Annotated in this window: 14 protein-coding genes and 1 tRNA gene; 2 read left to right on the plus strand and 13 right to left on the minus strand. The window is 74.3% G+C overall.

The window, feature by feature from the left end; translation table 11 throughout:
* Window positions 1-24: 24 nt before the first annotated feature.
* Both glmU and RVR_RS13165 read right to left on the minus strand, forming a co-directional pair.
* On the minus strand, window positions 25-1488 hold the full coding sequence (glmU, locus tag RVR_RS13160) for a bifunctional UDP-N-acetylglucosamine diphosphorylase/glucosamine-1-phosphate N-acetyltransferase GlmU (RefSeq protein ID WP_202234035.1): 1464 nt from the start codon (window positions 1486-1488) through the stop codon (window positions 25-27).
* Window positions 1489-1568: 80 nt separating this feature from the next.
* Window positions 1569-1640: transfer RNA gene (locus RVR_RS13165), tRNA-Gln, on the minus strand.
* Between the two features lie 285 nt (window positions 1641-1925).
* On the opposite strand from RVR_RS13165, the gene RVR_RS13170 reads away from it, so the two are divergent.
* Together RVR_RS13170 and RVR_RS13175 are read left to right on the plus strand one after the other, a co-directional pair.
* Complete coding sequence (locus tag RVR_RS13170) at window positions 1926-2930, plus strand: acyl-CoA desaturase (protein WP_202234036.1); 1005 nt, start codon at window positions 1926-1928, stop codon at window positions 2928-2930.
* A 108-nt stretch (window positions 2931-3038) separates the two neighbouring features.
* Window positions 3039-3641, plus strand: coding sequence for a TetR/AcrR family transcriptional regulator (locus RVR_RS13175; protein WP_202238578.1), 603 nt, complete (start codon window positions 3039-3041; stop codon window positions 3639-3641).
* Between the two features lie 153 nt (window positions 3642-3794).
* Here the strand turns inward: RVR_RS13175 and galK are convergent, their stop codons facing one another.
* From galK to rsmI, 11 genes are all read right to left on the minus strand, one after another.
* The gene (galK, locus tag RVR_RS13180) at window positions 3795-4952 is read right to left on the minus strand and encodes a galactokinase (RefSeq protein ID WP_202234037.1); all 1158 of its coding nucleotides are present in this window, start codon (window positions 4950-4952) and stop codon (window positions 3795-3797) included.
* Window positions 4949-5947 carry a UDP-glucose 4-epimerase GalE gene (gene galE / locus RVR_RS13185; RefSeq protein ID WP_202234038.1) on the minus strand — a complete coding sequence of 333 codons (999 nt, stop codon included), beginning with the start codon at window positions 5945-5947 and terminating at the stop codon, window positions 4949-4951. The genes galK and galE overlap by 4 nt, the downstream gene beginning before the upstream one ends.
* Entirely contained in the window at window positions 5944-6987 is a 1044-nt protein-coding gene (galT, locus tag RVR_RS13190) for a galactose-1-phosphate uridylyltransferase (RefSeq protein ID WP_202234039.1), read from the minus strand. The genes galE and galT overlap by 4 nt, the downstream gene beginning before the upstream one ends.
* 306 nt (window positions 6988-7293) lie before the next feature.
* Window positions 7294-7971, minus strand: a complete 678-nt coding sequence (locus tag RVR_RS13195; RefSeq protein WP_202234040.1) for a helix-turn-helix transcriptional regulator — start codon at window positions 7969-7971, stop codon at window positions 7294-7296.
* Window positions 7972-8192: 221 nt separating this feature from the next.
* Window positions 8193-9971 carry a PQQ-binding-like beta-propeller repeat protein gene (locus RVR_RS13200; RefSeq protein WP_202234041.1) on the minus strand — a complete coding sequence of 593 codons (1779 nt, stop codon included), beginning with the start codon at window positions 9969-9971 and terminating at the stop codon, window positions 8193-8195.
* Between the two features lie 301 nt (window positions 9972-10272).
* Window positions 10273-12150 carry an ABC-F family ATP-binding cassette domain-containing protein gene (locus RVR_RS13205; RefSeq protein WP_202234042.1) on the minus strand — a complete coding sequence of 626 codons (1878 nt, stop codon included), beginning with the start codon at window positions 12148-12150 and terminating at the stop codon, window positions 10273-10275.
* Between the two features lie 48 nt (window positions 12151-12198).
* A complete protein-coding gene (locus RVR_RS13210; protein WP_202238579.1) occupies window positions 12199-13107 on the minus strand; it encodes a 4-(cytidine 5'-diphospho)-2-C-methyl-D-erythritol kinase in 909 nt (302 codons plus the stop codon).
* A gap of 184 nt (window positions 13108-13291) precedes the next feature.
* Complete coding sequence (gene rsmA / locus RVR_RS13215; protein ID WP_202234043.1) at window positions 13292-14161, minus strand: 16S rRNA (adenine(1518)-N(6)/adenine(1519)-N(6))-dimethyltransferase RsmA; 870 nt, start codon at window positions 14159-14161, stop codon at window positions 13292-13294.
* A 23-nt stretch (window positions 14162-14184) separates the two neighbouring features.
* A complete protein-coding gene (locus RVR_RS13220; protein WP_202234044.1) occupies window positions 14185-15060 on the minus strand; it encodes a TatD family hydrolase in 876 nt (291 codons plus the stop codon).
* Window positions 15061-15169: 109 nt separating this feature from the next.
* Window positions 15170-15748 (minus strand): hypothetical protein, encoded by a 579-nt coding sequence (locus RVR_RS38890; RefSeq protein ID WP_346731450.1) that lies wholly within the window; start codon window positions 15746-15748, stop codon window positions 15170-15172.
* A gap of 176 nt (window positions 15749-15924) precedes the next feature.
* Window positions 15925-16764, minus strand: a complete 840-nt coding sequence (gene rsmI / locus RVR_RS13230; protein ID WP_202238581.1) for a 16S rRNA (cytidine(1402)-2'-O)-methyltransferase — start codon at window positions 16762-16764, stop codon at window positions 15925-15927.
* Between the last annotated feature and the right edge of the window lie 75 nt (window positions 16765-16839).

Raw genomic sequence — 16839 nt, forward strand, 5'->3', positions numbered from 1 at the left:
TCCGGCCGATGAGACGACCCTCACTCACTCCTGCGCGCCGGGCCCGTCACCCTGCTGCTCTGCGCGTTCGGCCGCCTGCGCAGCGGCACTGCCAGGGCGCTTGCGGGCCACCCAGCCCTCGATGTTGCGCTGCTGCCCGCGGGCGACGGCCAGCGAACCGGAAGGCACGTCCTTGGTGATCACCGAGCCGGCGGCGGTGTAGACGCCGTCGCCGATCACCCGGGGGGCGACGAACATGTTGTCCGCGCCGGTCTTGCAGTAGCTGCCGATGACGGTGTGGTGCTTGTGCTCGCCGTCGTAGTTCACGAAGACGGTCGCGGCGCCGATGTTGGTGTGGTCGCCGATGGTCGCGTCGCCGACGTAGCTCAGGTGCGGCACCTTGGTGCCCTCGCCGATCGAGGCGTTCTTCATCTCGACGTACGTACCCGCCTTGGCCCGCGCGCCCAGCCGCGCGCCCGGCCGCAGGTAGGCGTACGGGCCCACCGACGCCTGCGCGCCGATCTCGGCCTGGTCGGCGACGGCGTGCGTGACCCTGGCGCCGGGCCCGACGGTGGTGTCGGTGAGGGTGCACTCCGGGCCGACCTCGGCGCCGGCGGCGACGCTCGTGGCGCCGAGCAGCTGCGTGTTGGGGTGCACCAGTGCGTCCGGCTCCAGGGTGACGGTGACGTCCACCCAGGTGGTGGCCGGGTCCACGATGGTGGCGCCGGCGAGCATGGCCCGCTCCAGCAGCCGGTCGTTGAGCGCGCGGCGGGCGCGGGCGAGCTGCACCCGGTCGTTGACCCCGGCGATCTCGTGGTGGTCGGCGGCGACGTACGCGCCGACCCGGTGGCCGGCGTCGCGCAGGATCGCCAGGGTGTCGGTGAGGTACTCTTCGCCCTGGGCGTTGTCGGTGGTGAGCTTGCCCAGCGCCTCCGCGAGCAGCCGCCCGTCGTAGGCGTACACGCCGGAGTTGATCTCCTTGACCGACCGCAGCGCGTCGCTGGCGTCCTTCTGCTCGACGATCGCGGTGACCTGGCCGTCCGAGCCGCGCACGATCCGCCCGTAGCCGGTCGGGTCGGGCACCTGGGCGGTCAGCACGGTGACCGCGTTGCCCTCGGCGCGGTGCGCGGCGGTGAAGGCGGCCAGCGTCTCGGCGGTCAGCAGCGGCACGTCGCCGTAGGTCACCACCACGGTGCCGTCCACGCCCGAGCCGCGCCGGGTCAGCTCGGCCAGGCCCACGCGCACCGCGTGGCCGGTGCCGAGCTGTTCCTCCTGCACGGCGGTGAGCGCCTGCGGGTCCTGTTCGGCCAGGTGCGCGGTGACCTGCTCGCGCCCGTGTCCGACGACGACCACGAGGTGCTCGGGGTCCAGCGCGCGGGCCGCGGCGACGGCGTGGCCGATCAGCGAGCGGCCGCAGATCGAGTGCAGGATCTTGGGGGTGGCCGACTTCATGCGGGTGCCCTCACCCGCGGCGAGGATGACGACGGCAGCCGGGCGGTTGGGGCTCACGCGGGAGACTCCTCGGCTTCGGGGCTTCGGGTGGCGGACAACCGCAGCTTACCGAGGGGGCGGGCGCTTCTCCCGATCCGCTCCGCCGCCAGGACTCGAACCCGGACTTAAGGCACCAAAAGCCCCAGTGCTGCCAATTACACCACGGCGGATCAACTCGACGTGACGGGCCCGCAGTCGGGGTCCGTCGGGTCGGACGCCACCATCATGCCGTACGACGCGGGGTGGACGCGACGCCGTTCCGGGGTGAGGATCCATTCGGACGACCGAAGGAAGGTAACCCTTACCCGACTGGTCCTGTCGTCCGCCGGACGGCGCTGCAATACTTACGGAGGCGTAGGTTGGGCGGCATACGGCCCCAGTGCCGTGCAAGCGACTTTCCGACGACCTTCCCCCCAACCCCCTTCCAGTCCCCCTCCTCTGCACAAGGGACGCACATGACCACACAGACGGACGTGATCACCGAGTCCCGGGAACCCGGGTCCTCAGGACAGGGATCGCCGCTGCCCAGTGCCACCCGCGGCGGCGAGAGCAAGCGCTCCATCGAGCAGATCACCCTGCTGCTCTTCATCTGCATCCCCTTCGTGGCGCTCGCCGCGGCGGTGCCCCTGGCCTGGGGACGGGGGATGAGCTGGCTGGACGTCGGGCTGATGGTCGGCATGTACTTCCTCGGCTGCCACGGCATCACCATCGGCTTCCACCGGCACTTCACCCACGGCTCGTTCAAGGCCAAGCGCCCGCTGAAGATCGCGCTCGCCATCGCCGGCTCGATGGCCGTCGAGGGCCCGGTCGTGCGCTGGGTCGCCGACCACCGCCGGCACCACAGGTTCAGCGACGCCGAGGGCGACCCGCACAGCCCGTGGCGCTACGGCGAGACCGTCCCCGCCCTGCTCAAGGGCCTGTGGTGGGCCCACATGGGCTGGCTGTTCGACGAGGAGCAGACCCCGCAGCAGAAGTACGCGCCCGACCTGATCAAGGACCCGGCGATCCGCCGCGTCTCCCGCGACTTCTGGCTGTGGACGGCGATCTCCCTGCTGCTGCCGCCGCTGGTCGGCGGTCTGGCCACCATGTCGTGGTACGGCGCGTTCACCGCGTTCTTCTGGGGATCACTCGTCCGGGTGGCTCTGCTGCACCACGTCACGTGGTCGATCAACTCCATCTGCCACGCCGTCGGCAAGCGCCCGTTCAAGTCCCGCGACCGCTCGGGCAACGTGTGGTGGCTGGCCGTGCTGTCCTGCGGCGAGTCGTGGCACAACCTGCACCACGCCGACCCCACCTCCGCCCGGCACGGCGTGCTGCGCGGCCAGATCGACTCCAGTGCCCGACTGATCCGCTGGTTCGAGCTCGCCGGCTGGGCCACCGACGTCCGCTGGCCGGACGCGGCCCGGATCGCCTCCCGCCGCCAGGAGCAGAACCGCCAGGACGTCGACGAAGCGGCGTGATCGGCGACCCGGCATGATGATCGGGTGAGCGACGGCGAGGACGGAAGAACGGCCCGGCACTCCCCCGCCCCCGCGGGGCCCGGTGCGCGGCGCGCCCGGCGGGTCCGGATGACCGGCGAGGAACGGCGCGAGCAACTCCTCGCCGTGGGCCGGGTGCTCTTCGCCGAGCGCGGCTACGAGGGCACGTCGGTGGAGGAGATCGCGCACCAGGCGGGGGTCTCCAAACCCGTCGTCTACGAGCACTTCGGCGGCAAGGAAGGGCTCTACGCGGTCGTCGTCGACCGCGAGATGCGGCGCCTGCTGGACATGGTGACCAGCGCGCTCACCGGCGGTCATCCCCGTGAACTGCTCGAACAGGCCGCGTTCGCCCTGCTCGACTACATCGAGCAGTACACCGACGGGTTCCGGGTCCTGGTGCGGGACTCCCCCGTCGCCCAGTCCACCGGCACCTTCGCGTCGCTGATCAGCGACATCGCCACGCAGGTCGAGGACATCCTCGGCCACGAGTTCGAGCAGCGCGGCTTCGACCCCAGCCTCGCCCCGCTGTACGCGCAGGCACTGGTCGGCATGGTCGCGCTGACCGGCCAGTGGTGGCTGGAGGCGCGCCGCCCTCCGAAGGCCGAGGTCGCCGCCCACCTGGTCAACCTCAGTTGGAACGGCCTGTCCGGCCTCGAACAACGCCCGCGCCTGATCGGCCACCGCAAGTACTGACCGCTTCTCCCGCGACGGGCCGCTGGCGCCGGGTCGCCGGCGCGGGGATGCGTACGGACATGGGGGCGGGCGGCGCCGGTCGGGGCCGGGGCCGCCCGCCCGCTCGCGCGGGTCCACGTGTCAGGGCGTGGCCCGCGTGCTGCGGACCCGCCGCTACCAGAGGCGGCGGGCCCCCGCCGAGGGGGAGATCGTGAAGTGCCGGGACTGCGGGAGCGCCGCGGCCACCGCGTCGGTGACCCGGTCCAGGTCGCCCGCTTCGAGCAGCACGATCGCCGAGCCGCCGAAGCCGCCGCCGGTCATCCGGGCGCCGAGCGCGCCCGCGGCCAGCGCGGTGTCCACCACGACATCCAGCTCGGGGCAGGACACCTGGAAGTCGTCCCGCAGCGAGACGTGCCCCGCGGTCAGCACGGGGCCGATCTCGCGGACCCGCCCGGCGTCGCACAGCGCGAGCACGTCCTCGACGCGCCGGTTCTCCGTGACCACGTGCCGGGTCAGCCGGCGCAGCCGGTCGTCGGGGAGCGCGGCGAGCGCGTCGGCCAGGCCGTCGAACGGCACGTCCCGCAGGGCGGGCAGGCCCAGCGCCGCGGCGGCGGCCTCGCACCCGGCCCGGCGCTCGCCGTAGGCACCGTCGGCGTGGGCGTGCTTGACCCGGGTGTCCACCGCCACCATCGCCAGCCCCGCCGCGTCGAGATCGAGCGGCACCTGCCGCTGGCCGAGGCCGCGCACGTCGAGGTACAGGGCGTGGCCGTCGGTGCAGCAGGCGGAGGCGGTCTGGTCCATCACGCCGACGGGCGCGCCGACGTAGGTGTTCTCCGAGGACTGGCACAGCAGCGCGAGGTCCTGGCGGGAGACGTCCCGCACGCCGTGCAGCTCGGTCAGCGCCAGGGCGGTGACGACCTGGAGCGCCGCGGAGGAGGACAGCCCGCCGCCGACCGGGACGGTGCTGTCGTAGAGCAGGTCGGCGCCGCCGATGTCGTGGCCCGCCTGCCGCAGGGACCACAGCACGGCCGCCGGGTAGCGGACCCAGCCGGGGGTGGTGCCGGGGGCGAGGTCGGCGACCGCGAGTTCGACGGTGCCGTCGTCCATGTCCGCCGAGTGCAGCCGCAGCAGGCCGTCGTCGCGGCGGGCGACGGCGGCACGGGTGACGTGCGGCAGCGCGAAGGGCATCGCGAGGCCGTCGTTGTAGTCGGTGTGCTCGCCGATCAGGTTGACCCGGCCGGGCGCCGCCCAGGCGCCCTCCGGCGCGCGCCCGAAGACGCCCTTGAACGCAGCTTCGAAGGCGGCGGCGTCGGTGGTTGCGGAGTCGGTCATCGTGTGTCGCCCTCCCCGAGCGATTGGGCGAAGTTCCATGCGTCGCGGACGATGCCGGCCAGGTCGGTGCGGCTGGGCCGCCAGCCCAACTGCTGCCGGGCCCGCTCGGCCGAGGCGACCAGCACCGCCGGGTCGCCCGGGCGGCGCGGCTGCGAGACGGCCGGGATCGGGTGGCCGGTGACCTGGCGGACGGTCTCGATGACCTCGCGGACGGAGAAGCCGTTGCCGTTGCCGAGGTTGCAGATCAGGTGCTCGCCGGCCGGGGCCTTGTCCAGGGCCAGCAGGTGGGCCTCGGCGAGGTCGGCGACGTGGATGTAGTCCCGCAGGCAGGTGCCGTCGGGCGTCGGGTAGTCCTCGCCGTAGACGGCGACCGACTCGCGGCGGCCCTGGGCGACCTGGAGCACCAGCGGGATGAGGTGCGACTCGGGGTCGTGGCGCTCGCCCTGCCGGCCGTAGGCGCCGGCCACGTTGAAGTACCGCAGCGAGACCGCGGACAGGCCGTGGGCCGCGCACTCCCCGGTGATCATGTGGTCGACGGCGAGCTTGGTCGCGCCGTAGGGGTTGGTCGGGGCCGTCGGCGCGTCCTCGGTGATCGGCACCGACACCGGCTCGCCGTAGGTGGCGGCGGTGGAGGAGAAGACCAGCCGGCCCACGCCCGCGGTGCGCATGGCGGCGAGCAGTTCGAGGGTGCCGGCCACGTTGTTGCGCCAGTACTTCTCCGGGTTCGCGACGGACTCGGCGACCTGGGAGGACGCGGCGAAGTGCAGCACCGCGTCGTAGGAGCCGTCGAGCACCTTGCCGGCGTCCTGGACGCGCCCCTCGACGAACTCCGCGCCCTGCGGCACGCCCTCGCGCACGCCGGTGGACAGGTCGTCCAGCACCGTCACCCGGTGCCCGGCGTCGAGCAGGTACGCCGCCACGACCCCGCCGACGTAGCCCGCGCCACCGGTGACCAGCAGCTTCTTGGAACCCGGGGTCCCGGTCGGTTCGGTCACTTCGTGGCCACCTCTCGCAGTCGCAGCGCCGCGGACTCCGGCGGCACGTCGTTGACGAACGCGCCCATGCCGGATTCGGAACCCGCGAGGAACTTCAGCTTGCCCGAAGTGCGGCGAATGGTGAAAAGCTCCAGGTGGAGGGCGAACTCACGGCGGTCGGCCGCGTTGAAGGGCGCCTGGTGCCAGCCGGAGATGTACGGGGTGGGCGGCTGGTCCGGGCCGAAGATCCGGTCGAAGCGGCGCAGCAGCTCCAGGTACACGTGCGGGAACTCCGCGCGCGCGTCCTCGTCGAGGCCGAGCAGGTCCGGCACCCGGCGGTTGGGGTACAGGTGCACTTCGTACGGCCAGTGCGCGGCGTACGGGACGAACGCCGTCCAGTGCTCGCCGGCCAGCACGACGCGGCGGCCGTCGGCCCGCTCGTCGGCGAGCACGTCGTCGAAGAGGTTGCGGCCGGTGCCGGCGCGGTGCTCGGCCAGCGAGCGCAGCATCAGCGAGGTGCGCGGGGTGACGAACGGGTAACCGTAGATCTGCCCGTGCGGGTGGCCGAGGGTGACGCCGATCTCCTCGCCGCGGTTCTCGAACGGGAAGACCTGTTCGACGCCGGGGAGCTGGGACAGGTCGCGGGTGCGGTCGGTCCACACGTCGAGCACCAGGCGGGCGCCCTCGGGGGTGAGGTCCGCGAAGGACGCGTCGTGGTCGGAGGTGAAGCACACCACCTCGCAGCGGCCCTTGTCGCCGGCGAGCGACGGGAAGCGGTTCTCGAAGACGGCGACCTCGTAGTCCGGCGCCGGGATCTCGGTGTGCCGCCCCTCACGCGAGGGGCACAGCGGGCACTGGTCGGCCGGCGGGTGGTACGTACGGCCCTGCCGGTGCGACGCGATGGCCACGGTGTCGCCGAGCAGCCGGTCGGACCGGGTCTCGGAGGTGGTGGCCACCGGGTCGAGCGGGCGGGGATCGACGGCGTCGCGTACCGCGGCGTCGGCCGAGTCGTAGTAGATCAGCTCACGGCCGTCCGCGAGCCGGGTCGGCGTCTTCTTCACCTACGGCACCTCTTGCCACGATCACTCAACGCTTCCAACAGAACCGCACACAATGAATCACAACACAACAGTCCAGTCAATGCCGGGGCACGACGAAGTCGCACAGGTTCGCGCCGACGACCGCGCGAGGGCAGGAGGGCGCACCGCAGGGCACAACCAAACAAAGCCGAACAGACCCCGACGCAACGGCGGGACACGACCGCCGCCCACCACCGTGGGACGCCGAGCGTGACTCCGCCGGGCCGCCGCGACCGCCGTGACCGCCGTGGCCGCCGGCGGTCAGGGGCGGTCAGGGGCGGTCCGCGCTCATCGCGCCGGGTCCTCGACCGCCCGCTCCAGCAGCCCGGTACGGGCCGCGAGCGCCGCCGCCTCCAGCCGGGACCCCACGCCCAGCTTCATCAGCACCCGCTGCACATGCGTGCGCGCGGTGCTCGGCGCGATCCGCATGCCCGCCGCGATCACCCGGGTGTCCTCGCCCTCGGCGACCCGCACCAGTACCTCGACCTCGCGCGGGGTGAGCATCTCCAGCAGCCGGGCGCCCTCGTCGTCGGGCTGGCGGGCGGGGTTGAGCAGTTCCGCGAAGGCGCCCTGGAGCAGTTGCTGGGCCACCGCGACCTCTCCGGTCCTGGCCTTGGCCATGGCCCGCTCGACGCCCTCGATCCGCTCGTCGTGGCGGACGTAGCCGGACGCGCCGGCGGCGAAGGCGGCGGCGATCCCGCGCGGGTCGGGCACCGGACCGAGCACCACCACGGCCACCGCGGGCCGCTCCCGCTTGATCCGCGCGACCGTGTCGAACGCGCCGGGCTCCGCCGGCGCCGCGGTGCCGAACAGACACACCTCGGGCGCCCTGTTGAGCACCAGGTCGGCCGCGCCCGCGGCGGGCGCCGCGGCGGCCAGCACGCGGTGCCCGCGCAGCCTGAGGGCCGAGGCCAGCGCCTCGGCGAGCAGCCGGTGGTCGTCGACCACGACGAGCCGTACACCCATCTCGGGTCTCCCCCATCCCTGCGGCCCCGACGGCCGCCGGTCCCGGTCCCCGGTCCATACCGCGACCGGACCGGTCCCAACCGCACCCCTGGTGCGGAAGTACGCACTCGCCGCGAAAATACCCGGTTCGGCGGGCCCGCGCGCCGCTACCGGTGGAAACGGGTCGCTACCGTGACCGGGCGGCCTGCGCGCGCCCGGGGCGAGCCGGGCGCGCGCGGCGGTCAGCCGTAGACCACCAGGTACTTCTGGCCGCTCTCGCCCGCGTACACGGTCTTCGAGGCGAGGTAGAGGACGCCGTCGTGCCACACCATGTAGCGGGCGTCGCCGAAGGCGTCCAGCCGCTTGTACGCGTCGCTGCCCAGCGTCGCGTAGGTGCTGATCGCGCCGCTGGCCGGATCGAGGGTGACGAGCTTGCCCGCCTTGTCGTACTCCGGCTCCTCGTACCCCACGACCTTGCCGTCCTGGAAGCCGATGCCGGTGATGTCGTAGTTGCCGGTCGGCTTCGCGACCCACTTCTGCTTGCCGTCCGACAGGTTGAAGGCCGCGATGCCGCTGAGCACGTTGCCGGAGCCGGCGGTGTCGCCGGCCAGCGTCAGGTAGACGGTGTCCTTGTCCACCAGGACGTTGTGCACGGACTGCACCTCGATGCCGTCCTCGTCGATGTCGTACTTCTTGGTGCCCAGCGACACCCGCGACTGGAGCCGGCCGTCGACGATCGAGGCGACGTCGGTGTAGATGGTGTCCTGGGTGCCGAGCAGCACCACCACCGGGTCGGTGGAGACGACCGCGCTCACCCGCAGGCCGTCCGGCGCGTTCCAGGTCCACTTCGGGGCACCGGACTTCGCCGGGTCGACCAACTGCACCTTGTACGCGGCGTCGTAGTCGCAGTCGAGCACCGCGACGAACTGGGCGCCGCCCGCGTATCCGGAGTCGCGGCAGTTGTCACCGCTGTCGCCGTCGCCGGCCTGCCACAGCTTCGTGTGGTCGCTGAGCTTGTAGCCGACGGAGCCCTCGCCCCAGGTGACGCCGACCGCGTCGCCGCTGACGGCCATCTCGGAGTAGTCGAAGTCCGGCGAGACGTCGCCGCCGGGCAGGTCGGCCGTCCACAGGGTCTTGCCCGTGGCCAGGTTGACCGCCATCACCTTGTCGCACTTGGCGCCGTACTGGAGGGCGGTCATGTCCTGGTAGGAGTCGCGCGCCGCGGTGCACTCCGAGCCGCCCGGCGCCGGGATCGACCACGCCTGCGCGCCCGTCGCGAGGTCGTACCCGACCACCTTGTCGATCTGGTTCTTCACGACGTACTTGTCGGTGAACCACACACCGAGCGCGTCCTTGAGGTTGTCCTTCTCCGCGACCGTGTCGGCGTCCTTGTCCCACTTGAAGTCCAGCTCGGACTTGTGCGCGGGGGTGGTCGGAGCGCCGCTCGTACCACCGGAACTGGCCTGCGGCTTGGGGTCGTCGCCCCCGCCGCCCTTGGTCGCGAAGTACACGCCGCCGCCGATCACCAGCACCGCGGCCACCACGGCCGCGACGATGACCACGAGCTTGTTCTTCGACCCGCCGCCCCCGGGCGCGCCCGCGTTGCCGTAGGGGGGCTGCCCGCCGTAGGGCGGCTGGCCGTACTGCGGGGGCGGGGCCTGCTGCGGGTAGCCGTACGGGCCCGCCGCGGGCGGCTGGCCGTATCCCGGTTGGCCGTAACCGGGTTGGCCGTATCCGGGCTGACCGTAGCCCTGGGCGGGCTGCGGCGGCTGCGGGCCCGGGTAGCCGTACCCCGGCGCGGGGGCGGATGCCGGCGGGGGCGGCGGCGGGGCCTGGGGCTGCGGCGGCTGCGGGGCCTGCTGCTGCGGGAAGGCGGGCTGGGTCGGCGCCGCGTACGGGTTCTGGCCCGGGGGCGGCGGCGAGGCGTAGGGGTTGTCCGGCTGCGAAGGGGGCGGCGGCACTGCTCCGCCGGAGCCCCCGAACTGGGGCGGGTTTCCGGGGGGCGGGGGCGGCTGCGACATCAGCAGGTCCTTCTTCGGGCCGGGCGAAATGGCGTACGGACGAATGGAGCGCGAAGCGCGGCCACCGATGTGTACGGCCCGCCGGACGCTGCGGCGTGGACCGCAACTCGTACGGGCGTACGAGGGACGAACGCGCTTCGGGCGAGCGGAGACTCTTTCTATCACCCGGTCGACTTGACGCCGCCGGCCGCCGCTGTTCCGTTACCGGCCCGCTACACGTCCCCCACCTGCGCGGCCTTCCCGCCGCCCGCGAGCCCGCCCGCCGCGCCCGTGCTCCGCCCGCCGCGCCCGCGGACCCGTCTCACGCGTCCTCGGCCAGCTCCAGCCAGCGCGTCTCCAGGTCCTCCCGCTCCTCGCGCAGCGCGCGCAGTTCGGCGTCGAGCGCGGCCACCTTCTCGAAGTCGGTGGCGTGTTCGGCGATCCGGGCGTGCAACTCGCTCTCGCGCACGCCGACCTTGTCCAACCGCCGCTCCACGCGCTGGAGCTCCTTCTTCGCCGCGCGGGCGTCCCGGGCGCCGCCGCCCGCGCCGGCCGCCGGGGCCGCCCCCGTACCGGACCCCGCGCCCGGACCCGAGCGCGAACCGGCGCCGTCCGGGGGCCGGTTCGCCTGCTTCTGGCCGGCTGCCGGCGCGGCGGCGGCCGCGAGCAGCGCCTGCCGGCGCTCCAGGTACTCGTCCACGCCGCGCGGCAGCATCCGCAGGGTCCGGTCGCCGAGCAGGGCGAACACCCGGTCCGTGGTGCGCTCCAGGAAGTACCGGTCGTGGCTGATCACCAGCATCGAGCCGGGCCAGCCGTCGAGCAGGTCCTCCAACTGGGTCAGCGTCTCGATGTCGAGGTCGTTGGTCGGCTCGTCGAGGAACAGCACGTTCGGCTCGTCCATCAGCAGCCGCAGGATCTGCAGCCTGCGCCGCTCGCCGCCGGACAGGTCGCCGACCGGCGTCCACTGCTTCTCCTTGCCGAAGCCGAACCTCTCGCAGAGCTGGCCCGCGGTCATCTCCCGGCCCTTGCCGAGGTCGACCCGCTGCCGCACCGACTCCACGGCCTGCAACACGCGCTGCGCGGGGTCGAGTTCGGCGACCTCCTGGGAGAGGTAGGCGAGTTTGACGGTCCGGCCCACCACGACCCGGCCGCGCTCCGGCTGCCGCTCGCCGTCGCTGGCGGCCGCCTCGGCCAGCGCGCGCAGCAGCGAGGTCTTTCCCGCGCCGTTCACCCCGACCAGGCCGATCCGGTCGCCCGGGCCGAGCTGCCAGGTGATGTGCTCCAGCAGCGTCTTGGGGCCCGCGGTGATCGTCGCGTCCTCCAGCTCGAAGACGGTCTTGCCGAGGCGGGAGTTGGCGAACCTCATCAGCTCGGCGCTGTCGCGCGGCGGCGGCACGTCCTCGATCAGCGCGTTGGCCGCCTCGATCCGGAAGCGCGGCTTGGAGGTGCGCGCGGGGGCGCCGCGGCGCAGCCAGGCCAGCTCCTTGCGCACCAGGTTCTGCCGCTTGGCCTCCTCGGTGGCGGCGATCCGCTCGCGCTCGGCGCGCGCGAACACGTAGTCGCTGTAGCCGCCCTCGTACTCGTAGACGTTGCCGCGCTGTACGTCCCACATCCGGGTGCAGACCTGGTCGAGGAACCAGCGGTCGTGGGTGACGCAGACCAGGGCGGCGCGGCGGGCGCGCAGGTGGCCGGCCAGCCACGCGATGCCCTCCACGTCCAGGTGGTTGGTGGGCTCGTCGAGCACGATCAGGTCCTGCTCGCCGATGAGCAGCTTCGCCAGCGCGATACGGCGCCGCTCGCCGCCGGACAGCGGGCCGATCACGGTGTCCAGGCCGCGGTCGAAGCCGGGCAGGTCCAGCGCGCCGAACAGCCCGGTCAGCACGTCCCTGATCCGCGCGTCCCCGGCCCAGTCGTGGTCCGGGCGGTCCCCGACGATCTCCTGGCGCACGGTCGCGGCCGGGTCCAGCGAGTCGTTCTGCGTGAGGACGCCCAGCCGCAGGCCGCCCTGCTGCGTCACGCGCCCGGCGTCCGGCTCCTCCAGCCGCGCCAGCATCCGCACCAGCGTGGTCTTCCCGTCGCCGTTGCGCCCGACGACCCCGATCCGGTCCCCCTCGGAGACCCCGAGCGAGACCCCTTCGAGCAGCATGCGGGTCCCGTAGGTCTTGCTGACGCTTTCGACATTGACGAGGTTGACGGCCACGGACGGCTCTCTCCTGGGGGGCGGGATGTCAAGGGTAGTTCGGCGCCGCTACGGCAGGACCGCGGCCCCGGCGGCGGGCGCCGGGGCGACGCGCGCGCGGCCGCCGAGCGCGCCGGCGATCTTGGCGGCGCCCTCCGCGTCGGCGGCGAGGAAGGCGACGGTGGGCCCGGACCCGGAGACGATCCCGGCCAGCGCCCCGGCCCCGAGGCCCGCGGCGACGGTGTCGGCCAGCGCGGGCCGCAGCGACAGCGCCGCCTCCTGGAGGTCGTTCGCCAGCACCCGGGCGAGGGCGTGCGCGTCACCGGCCGCCAGCGCGGCCACGAGTGCCGGGTCCGCCGCCGGCTCGGGCACCTCGCCCACCAGGTCGCCGGCCCCGCCCTCCCGGCGCAGCCGGTCGCACTCCCGGTAGACCTCGGGCGTGGACAGCCCGCCGTCGGCCAGCGCGAACACCCAGTGGAACGCCCCGCCGGCCTCCAGCGCGGTCAGCCGCTCCCCGCGGCCCACGCCGAGCGCGGCACCGCCCAGCAGCGGGAAGGGCACGTCGCTGCCCAGCTCACCCGCGATCCGCAGCAGTTCGTCCATCGGCGTGTGCAGCCCCCACAGCGCGTCGCAGGCGAGCAGGGCGCCCGCGCCGTCGGCGCTGCCGCCCGCCATCCCGCCGGCCACCGGGATGTCCTTGGCGATGTGCAGGTGGACGTCGGGCGCGATGCCGTGCCGCTCGGCGAGCGCGATCGCGGCCCGCGCGGCGAGGTTCGACGCGTCCAGCGGGATGCCCTCGACGTCCCGGCCCTCCGCCGTGACGGTCAGCCCGTCCGCGGAGGTGGCCGTCACATGGTCGTACAGGCCCACCGCGAGGAACACGTTGGCCAGGTCGTGGAACCCGTCCGGGCGCCGCCCGCCGACGGCGAGCTGCACATTGACCTTGGCGGGCACTCGGACGGTCACGGCGGTCACGATCAGATGCTCCTCGGTTCGTACGGCGTTCGGCGTTCGGTGTTCGGTGGTGCGGGCTGCGGTGCTGCGGTGCTGCGGGCTGGGGTGGCGCGGTGCTGCGGTGGCGCCGGCGAGGGCTGCGGCGCGGCGGCGACCCACCTCGGTGGCGGGTGACGCGGCGGCGCGGCGGCGGGTGCCGGCGGACCCGTCACCCCTGGCGGTGTTCGGCGATCGCCGCGAACTCCTCCACCGTCAGCGCCTCCCCGCGCGCCTGCGGCGAGACCCCCGCGGCGAGCAGCGCCGCCTCCGCGGCCGCCGCCGACCCGGCCCATCCGGACAGCGCGGCGCGCAGCGTCTTGCGGCGCTGCGCGAACGCCGCGTCCACGACGGCGAACACCTGCTCCCGGCTCGCGGTGGTCACCGGCGGGTCGCGCCGCACCAGCGACACCAGGCCGGAGTCCACGTTCGGCGCCGGCCAGAAGACGTTGCGCCCGATCGAGCCCGCGCGCCGCACCTGCGCGTACCAGTTCGCCTTCACCGACGGGACCCCGTACACCTTGCCGCCGGGCGTCGCGGCGAGCCGGTCGGCGACCTCGGCCTGCACCATCACCAGCGTCCGCTCGATGGTCGGGAAGGTCGCGAGCATGTGCAGCAGCACCGGCACGGCCACGTTGTAGGGGAGGTTCGCCACCAGGGCGGTCGGCGCCGGCCCGGGCAGGCCGGCCACCGCCATCGCGTCGCTGTGCACCAGCGTGAAGCGCTCGGCCCGCTCCGGCAGCCGCGCGGCGACCGTCGCGGGCAGCGCGGCGGCCAGCACGTCGTCGATCTCGATCGCGGTGACCCGGTCGGCGGTCTCCAGCAGTGCCAGCGTGAGCGACCCGAGCCCCGGCCCGACCTCCGCCACCACGTCGTCGGCGCGGACCTGCGCGGTGCGCACGATCCGCCGCACCGTGTTCGCGTCGATCACGAAGTTCTGGCCGCGCTGCTTGGTCGGCCGCACCCCCAGCGCGGCGGCCAGCGCGCGCACGTCGGCCGGTCCGAGCAGGGCGCCGGGCGCTTCGGGGTCTGTCGTACTCACACCCGCAAGGCTATCCGGCGCCGTCAGTACCCGAAGACACGCGCCGTGTTCCGGGCCACCGCCTCCGCGAGGACGTCCTCGTCCTCGCCCCTGGCCGCCGCCATCGCCCGCAGCGTCACCGGGATCAGGTAGGGCGCGTTGGGGCGCCCGCGGTGCGGCACCGGCGTGAGGAAGGGCGCGTCCGTCTCCACCAGCAGCCGGTCCAGCGGGGCGGCCGCCACCGCGTCCCGCAGGTTCTGCGCCGACTTGTAGCTGACGTTCCCGGCGAACGACATGTGGTAGCCGCGCTCGGCGCACAGCCGCGCCATGGCCGCGTCGCCGGAGAAGCAGTGGAAGAGCACCGTCTCGGGCGCGCCCTCCTCCTCCAGGATGCGCAGCACGTCCTCGTGGGCGTCCCGGTCGTGGATGACCAGCGCCTTGCCGTGCCGCTTGGCGATCGCGATGTGCCGGCGGAAGGAGTGCGCCTGCGCCTGGGCGCCGCCCGGGCCGGTGCGGAAGTAGTCCAGCCCGGTCTCCCCCACACCCCGCACCTGCGGCAGCGCGGCCAGGGCGTCGATCTCGTCGATCGCCGCCTCCAGCGCCGCCATCCCGCCCGGCTCCCTGTCCCCCTGGCGCGACCAGTGGTCGGGGTCGCCGTGCACGATCCTGGGCGCCTCGTTGGGGTGCAGCGCCACGGCCGCCCAGATCGCGTCGTGCTCCGCGGCGGTGCGCGCCGCCCAGCGCGAGCCCTTCAGGTCGCAGCCGACCTGGATCAGGGTGCGCACCCCCACCGCCGCCGCGGCCGCCAGCGCCTCCTCCACGGTGCCGGACTGCATGTCCAGGTGGGTGTGGGAGTCGGCGACCGGGACGCGCAGCGGTTCGGGGGCGGGCGCGGGCTCGGCGTTCTTCTTCGTCGGCATGGGTCCGATCCTAGGGACCGGACAGGACAGGCCCGGGTCGGACCGGATCGGACCCTCGTCGGCGGCGGCGCGCGGGCGCCCTCACCTGGGCACCCTCACCCGGGAGCCCTCACCTGGGCGGGCGGGCCGGGGCCTCCGGGCCGGGGTGCCCCGGGCGCCCGCGGTGCAGCAGCGCGCGCAGCGACCAGTGGCGGGGGCGCGGACCGCCCGAGAGGTCGCCGTGCGCGGCGCCGGACGGAGTGCCGGACGGGGTGCCGGACGGGGTGCCGGACGGGTGCGCGTGCCACCGCGACACCACCTCGTCGACCTGCCCGGAGCGCATGATGCGCACCAGGTGCCCGCCGCAGTTCCCGCAGGAGGGCCGGGTCAGCGGGGAGGGGACCGCGACACCGTCGGCCAGGTACCGGACGGAGGACCGGCCGGAGGTGTCGACGTGGTGCTCGATCTCGTACGCCTGCTCCCAGCCGTGGCCGCAGCGCATGCACGCGAAGGAGTACGCCTCCTGGACGTTGGCCGCGGCGGGACGGGTCGGGGCGGGGCCGGACGCGGTGGGGCCGGACGCGGTGGGGCCGGACGCGGTGGGGCGCAGCGGGGCGGTACGGGCCGCGCCGGAGCCCGGTGGCAGCGCGGACCCCGCCGCGCCCGCCTGACCACGTGCCGTACGTCCGTTTCCGACGGTGTCGCTCATGGCAACTCCTGGGCCCTACGGACACCCTGTCCGACCGGGACTTCCCACCTACCAGCGAACGCCCGGCCGGCCCGGCCCGCAGCACTCCGGGAAGAGACTTGGACCAGATTTGGGGTGTTTGTGGGACAGCGGAGGGGTCGCGGGCCGCGCCCGGCGGCCCACCAGGGGGCACCCGCTCACGGCTGCCCGTGCTTGGCCGCCACCACCGCGTCGAACACGTCCCGCTTCGGCACGCCCGCCTCCACGGCGACCGCCGCGATCGCCTCCTTGCGGCGCTCGCCCGCCTCCTCCCGCGCCGCGACCCGCCGCGCCAGTTCCTCAGGCGGCACGTCCCCGGGCACCGGCGCCGGGGCGCCCTCGACCACCACGGTGATCTCGCCCCGCACCCGGTCGGCCGCCCAGCGGGCCAGTTCCGCCAGCGGGCCGCGCCGCACCTCCTCGTACGTCTTGGTCAGCTCCCGGCACACCGCGGCCCGCCGCTCCCCGCCGAACACCTCCGCCATGGCCGCGAGGGTGTCGTCGATCCGGTGCGGCGCCTCGAAGTACACGAGCGTGCGGCGGTCGGCCGCCACCTCCCGCAGCCGGGCCAGCCGCTCCCCGGGCCTGCGCGGCAGGAACCCCTCGAAGCAGAACCGGTCCACCGGCAGGCCGGACACCGCCAGCGCGGTCAGCACCGCCGACGGCCCCGGCACGGCCGTCACCCGTACCCCGCGCTCCACCGCGGCGGCCACCAGCCGGTACCCGGGGTCGGAGACCGACGGCATGCCCGCGTCGGTCACCAGCACCACCCGGGCGCCGCCCTCCAGCGCGTCGGCCAGATCCCCGGTCCGGGCCGCCTCGTTCCCCTCGAAGTACGACACGACGCGCCCGGCCGGCTCCACGCCGAGCGCCTGCGTCAGCCGGCGCAGCCGCCGGGTGTCCTCGGCGGCCACGACGTCGGCCGCGGCGAGTTCGGCGGCCAGCCGGGGCGGCGCGTCGCCGACGTCGCCGATCGGCGTGCCCGCGAGCACCAGCAGGCCCCCGGCGGCGTCGGCGGGGGTGGGCTCGGGCGCGGGCGGCTCGGCGTTCTCGGACGGATCTTCGGATGAGCT

Source organism: Streptomyces sp. SN-593 (assembly GCF_016756395.1).
In the GTDB taxonomy this organism is placed as follows: Bacteria; Actinomycetota; Actinomycetes; order Streptomycetales; family Streptomycetaceae; genus Actinacidiphila; species Actinacidiphila reveromycinica.

Bases quoted from the DNA above. Each gene is read 5' to 3' on its own strand.
- RVR_RS13195 (WP_202234040.1), bottom strand. From the start codon at position 7,971: ATGGGTGTACGGCTCGTCGTGGTCGACGACCACCGGCTGCTCGCCGAG.
- RVR_RS13175 (WP_202238578.1), top strand. From the start codon at position 3,039: ATGACCGGCGAGGAACGGCGCGAGCAACTCCTCGCCGTGGGCCGGGTG.
- RVR_RS13170 (WP_202234036.1), top strand. From the start codon at position 1,926: ATGACCACACAGACGGACGTGATCACCGAGTCCCGGGAACCCGGGTCC.
- galK (WP_202234037.1), bottom strand. From the start codon at position 4,952: ATGACCGACTCCGCAACCACCGACGCCGCCGCCTTCGAAGCTGCGTTC.
- RVR_RS13200 (WP_202234041.1), bottom strand. From the start codon at position 9,971: ATGTCGCAGCCGCCCCCGCCCCCCGGAAACCCGCCCCAGTTCGGGGGC.
- RVR_RS38890 (WP_346731450.1), bottom strand. From the start codon at position 15,748: ATGAGCGACACCGTCGGAAACGGACGTACGGCACGTGGTCAGGCGGGC.
- RVR_RS13220 (WP_202234044.1), bottom strand. From the start codon at position 15,060: ATGCCGACGAAGAAGAACGCCGAGCCCGCGCCCGCCCCCGAACCGCTG.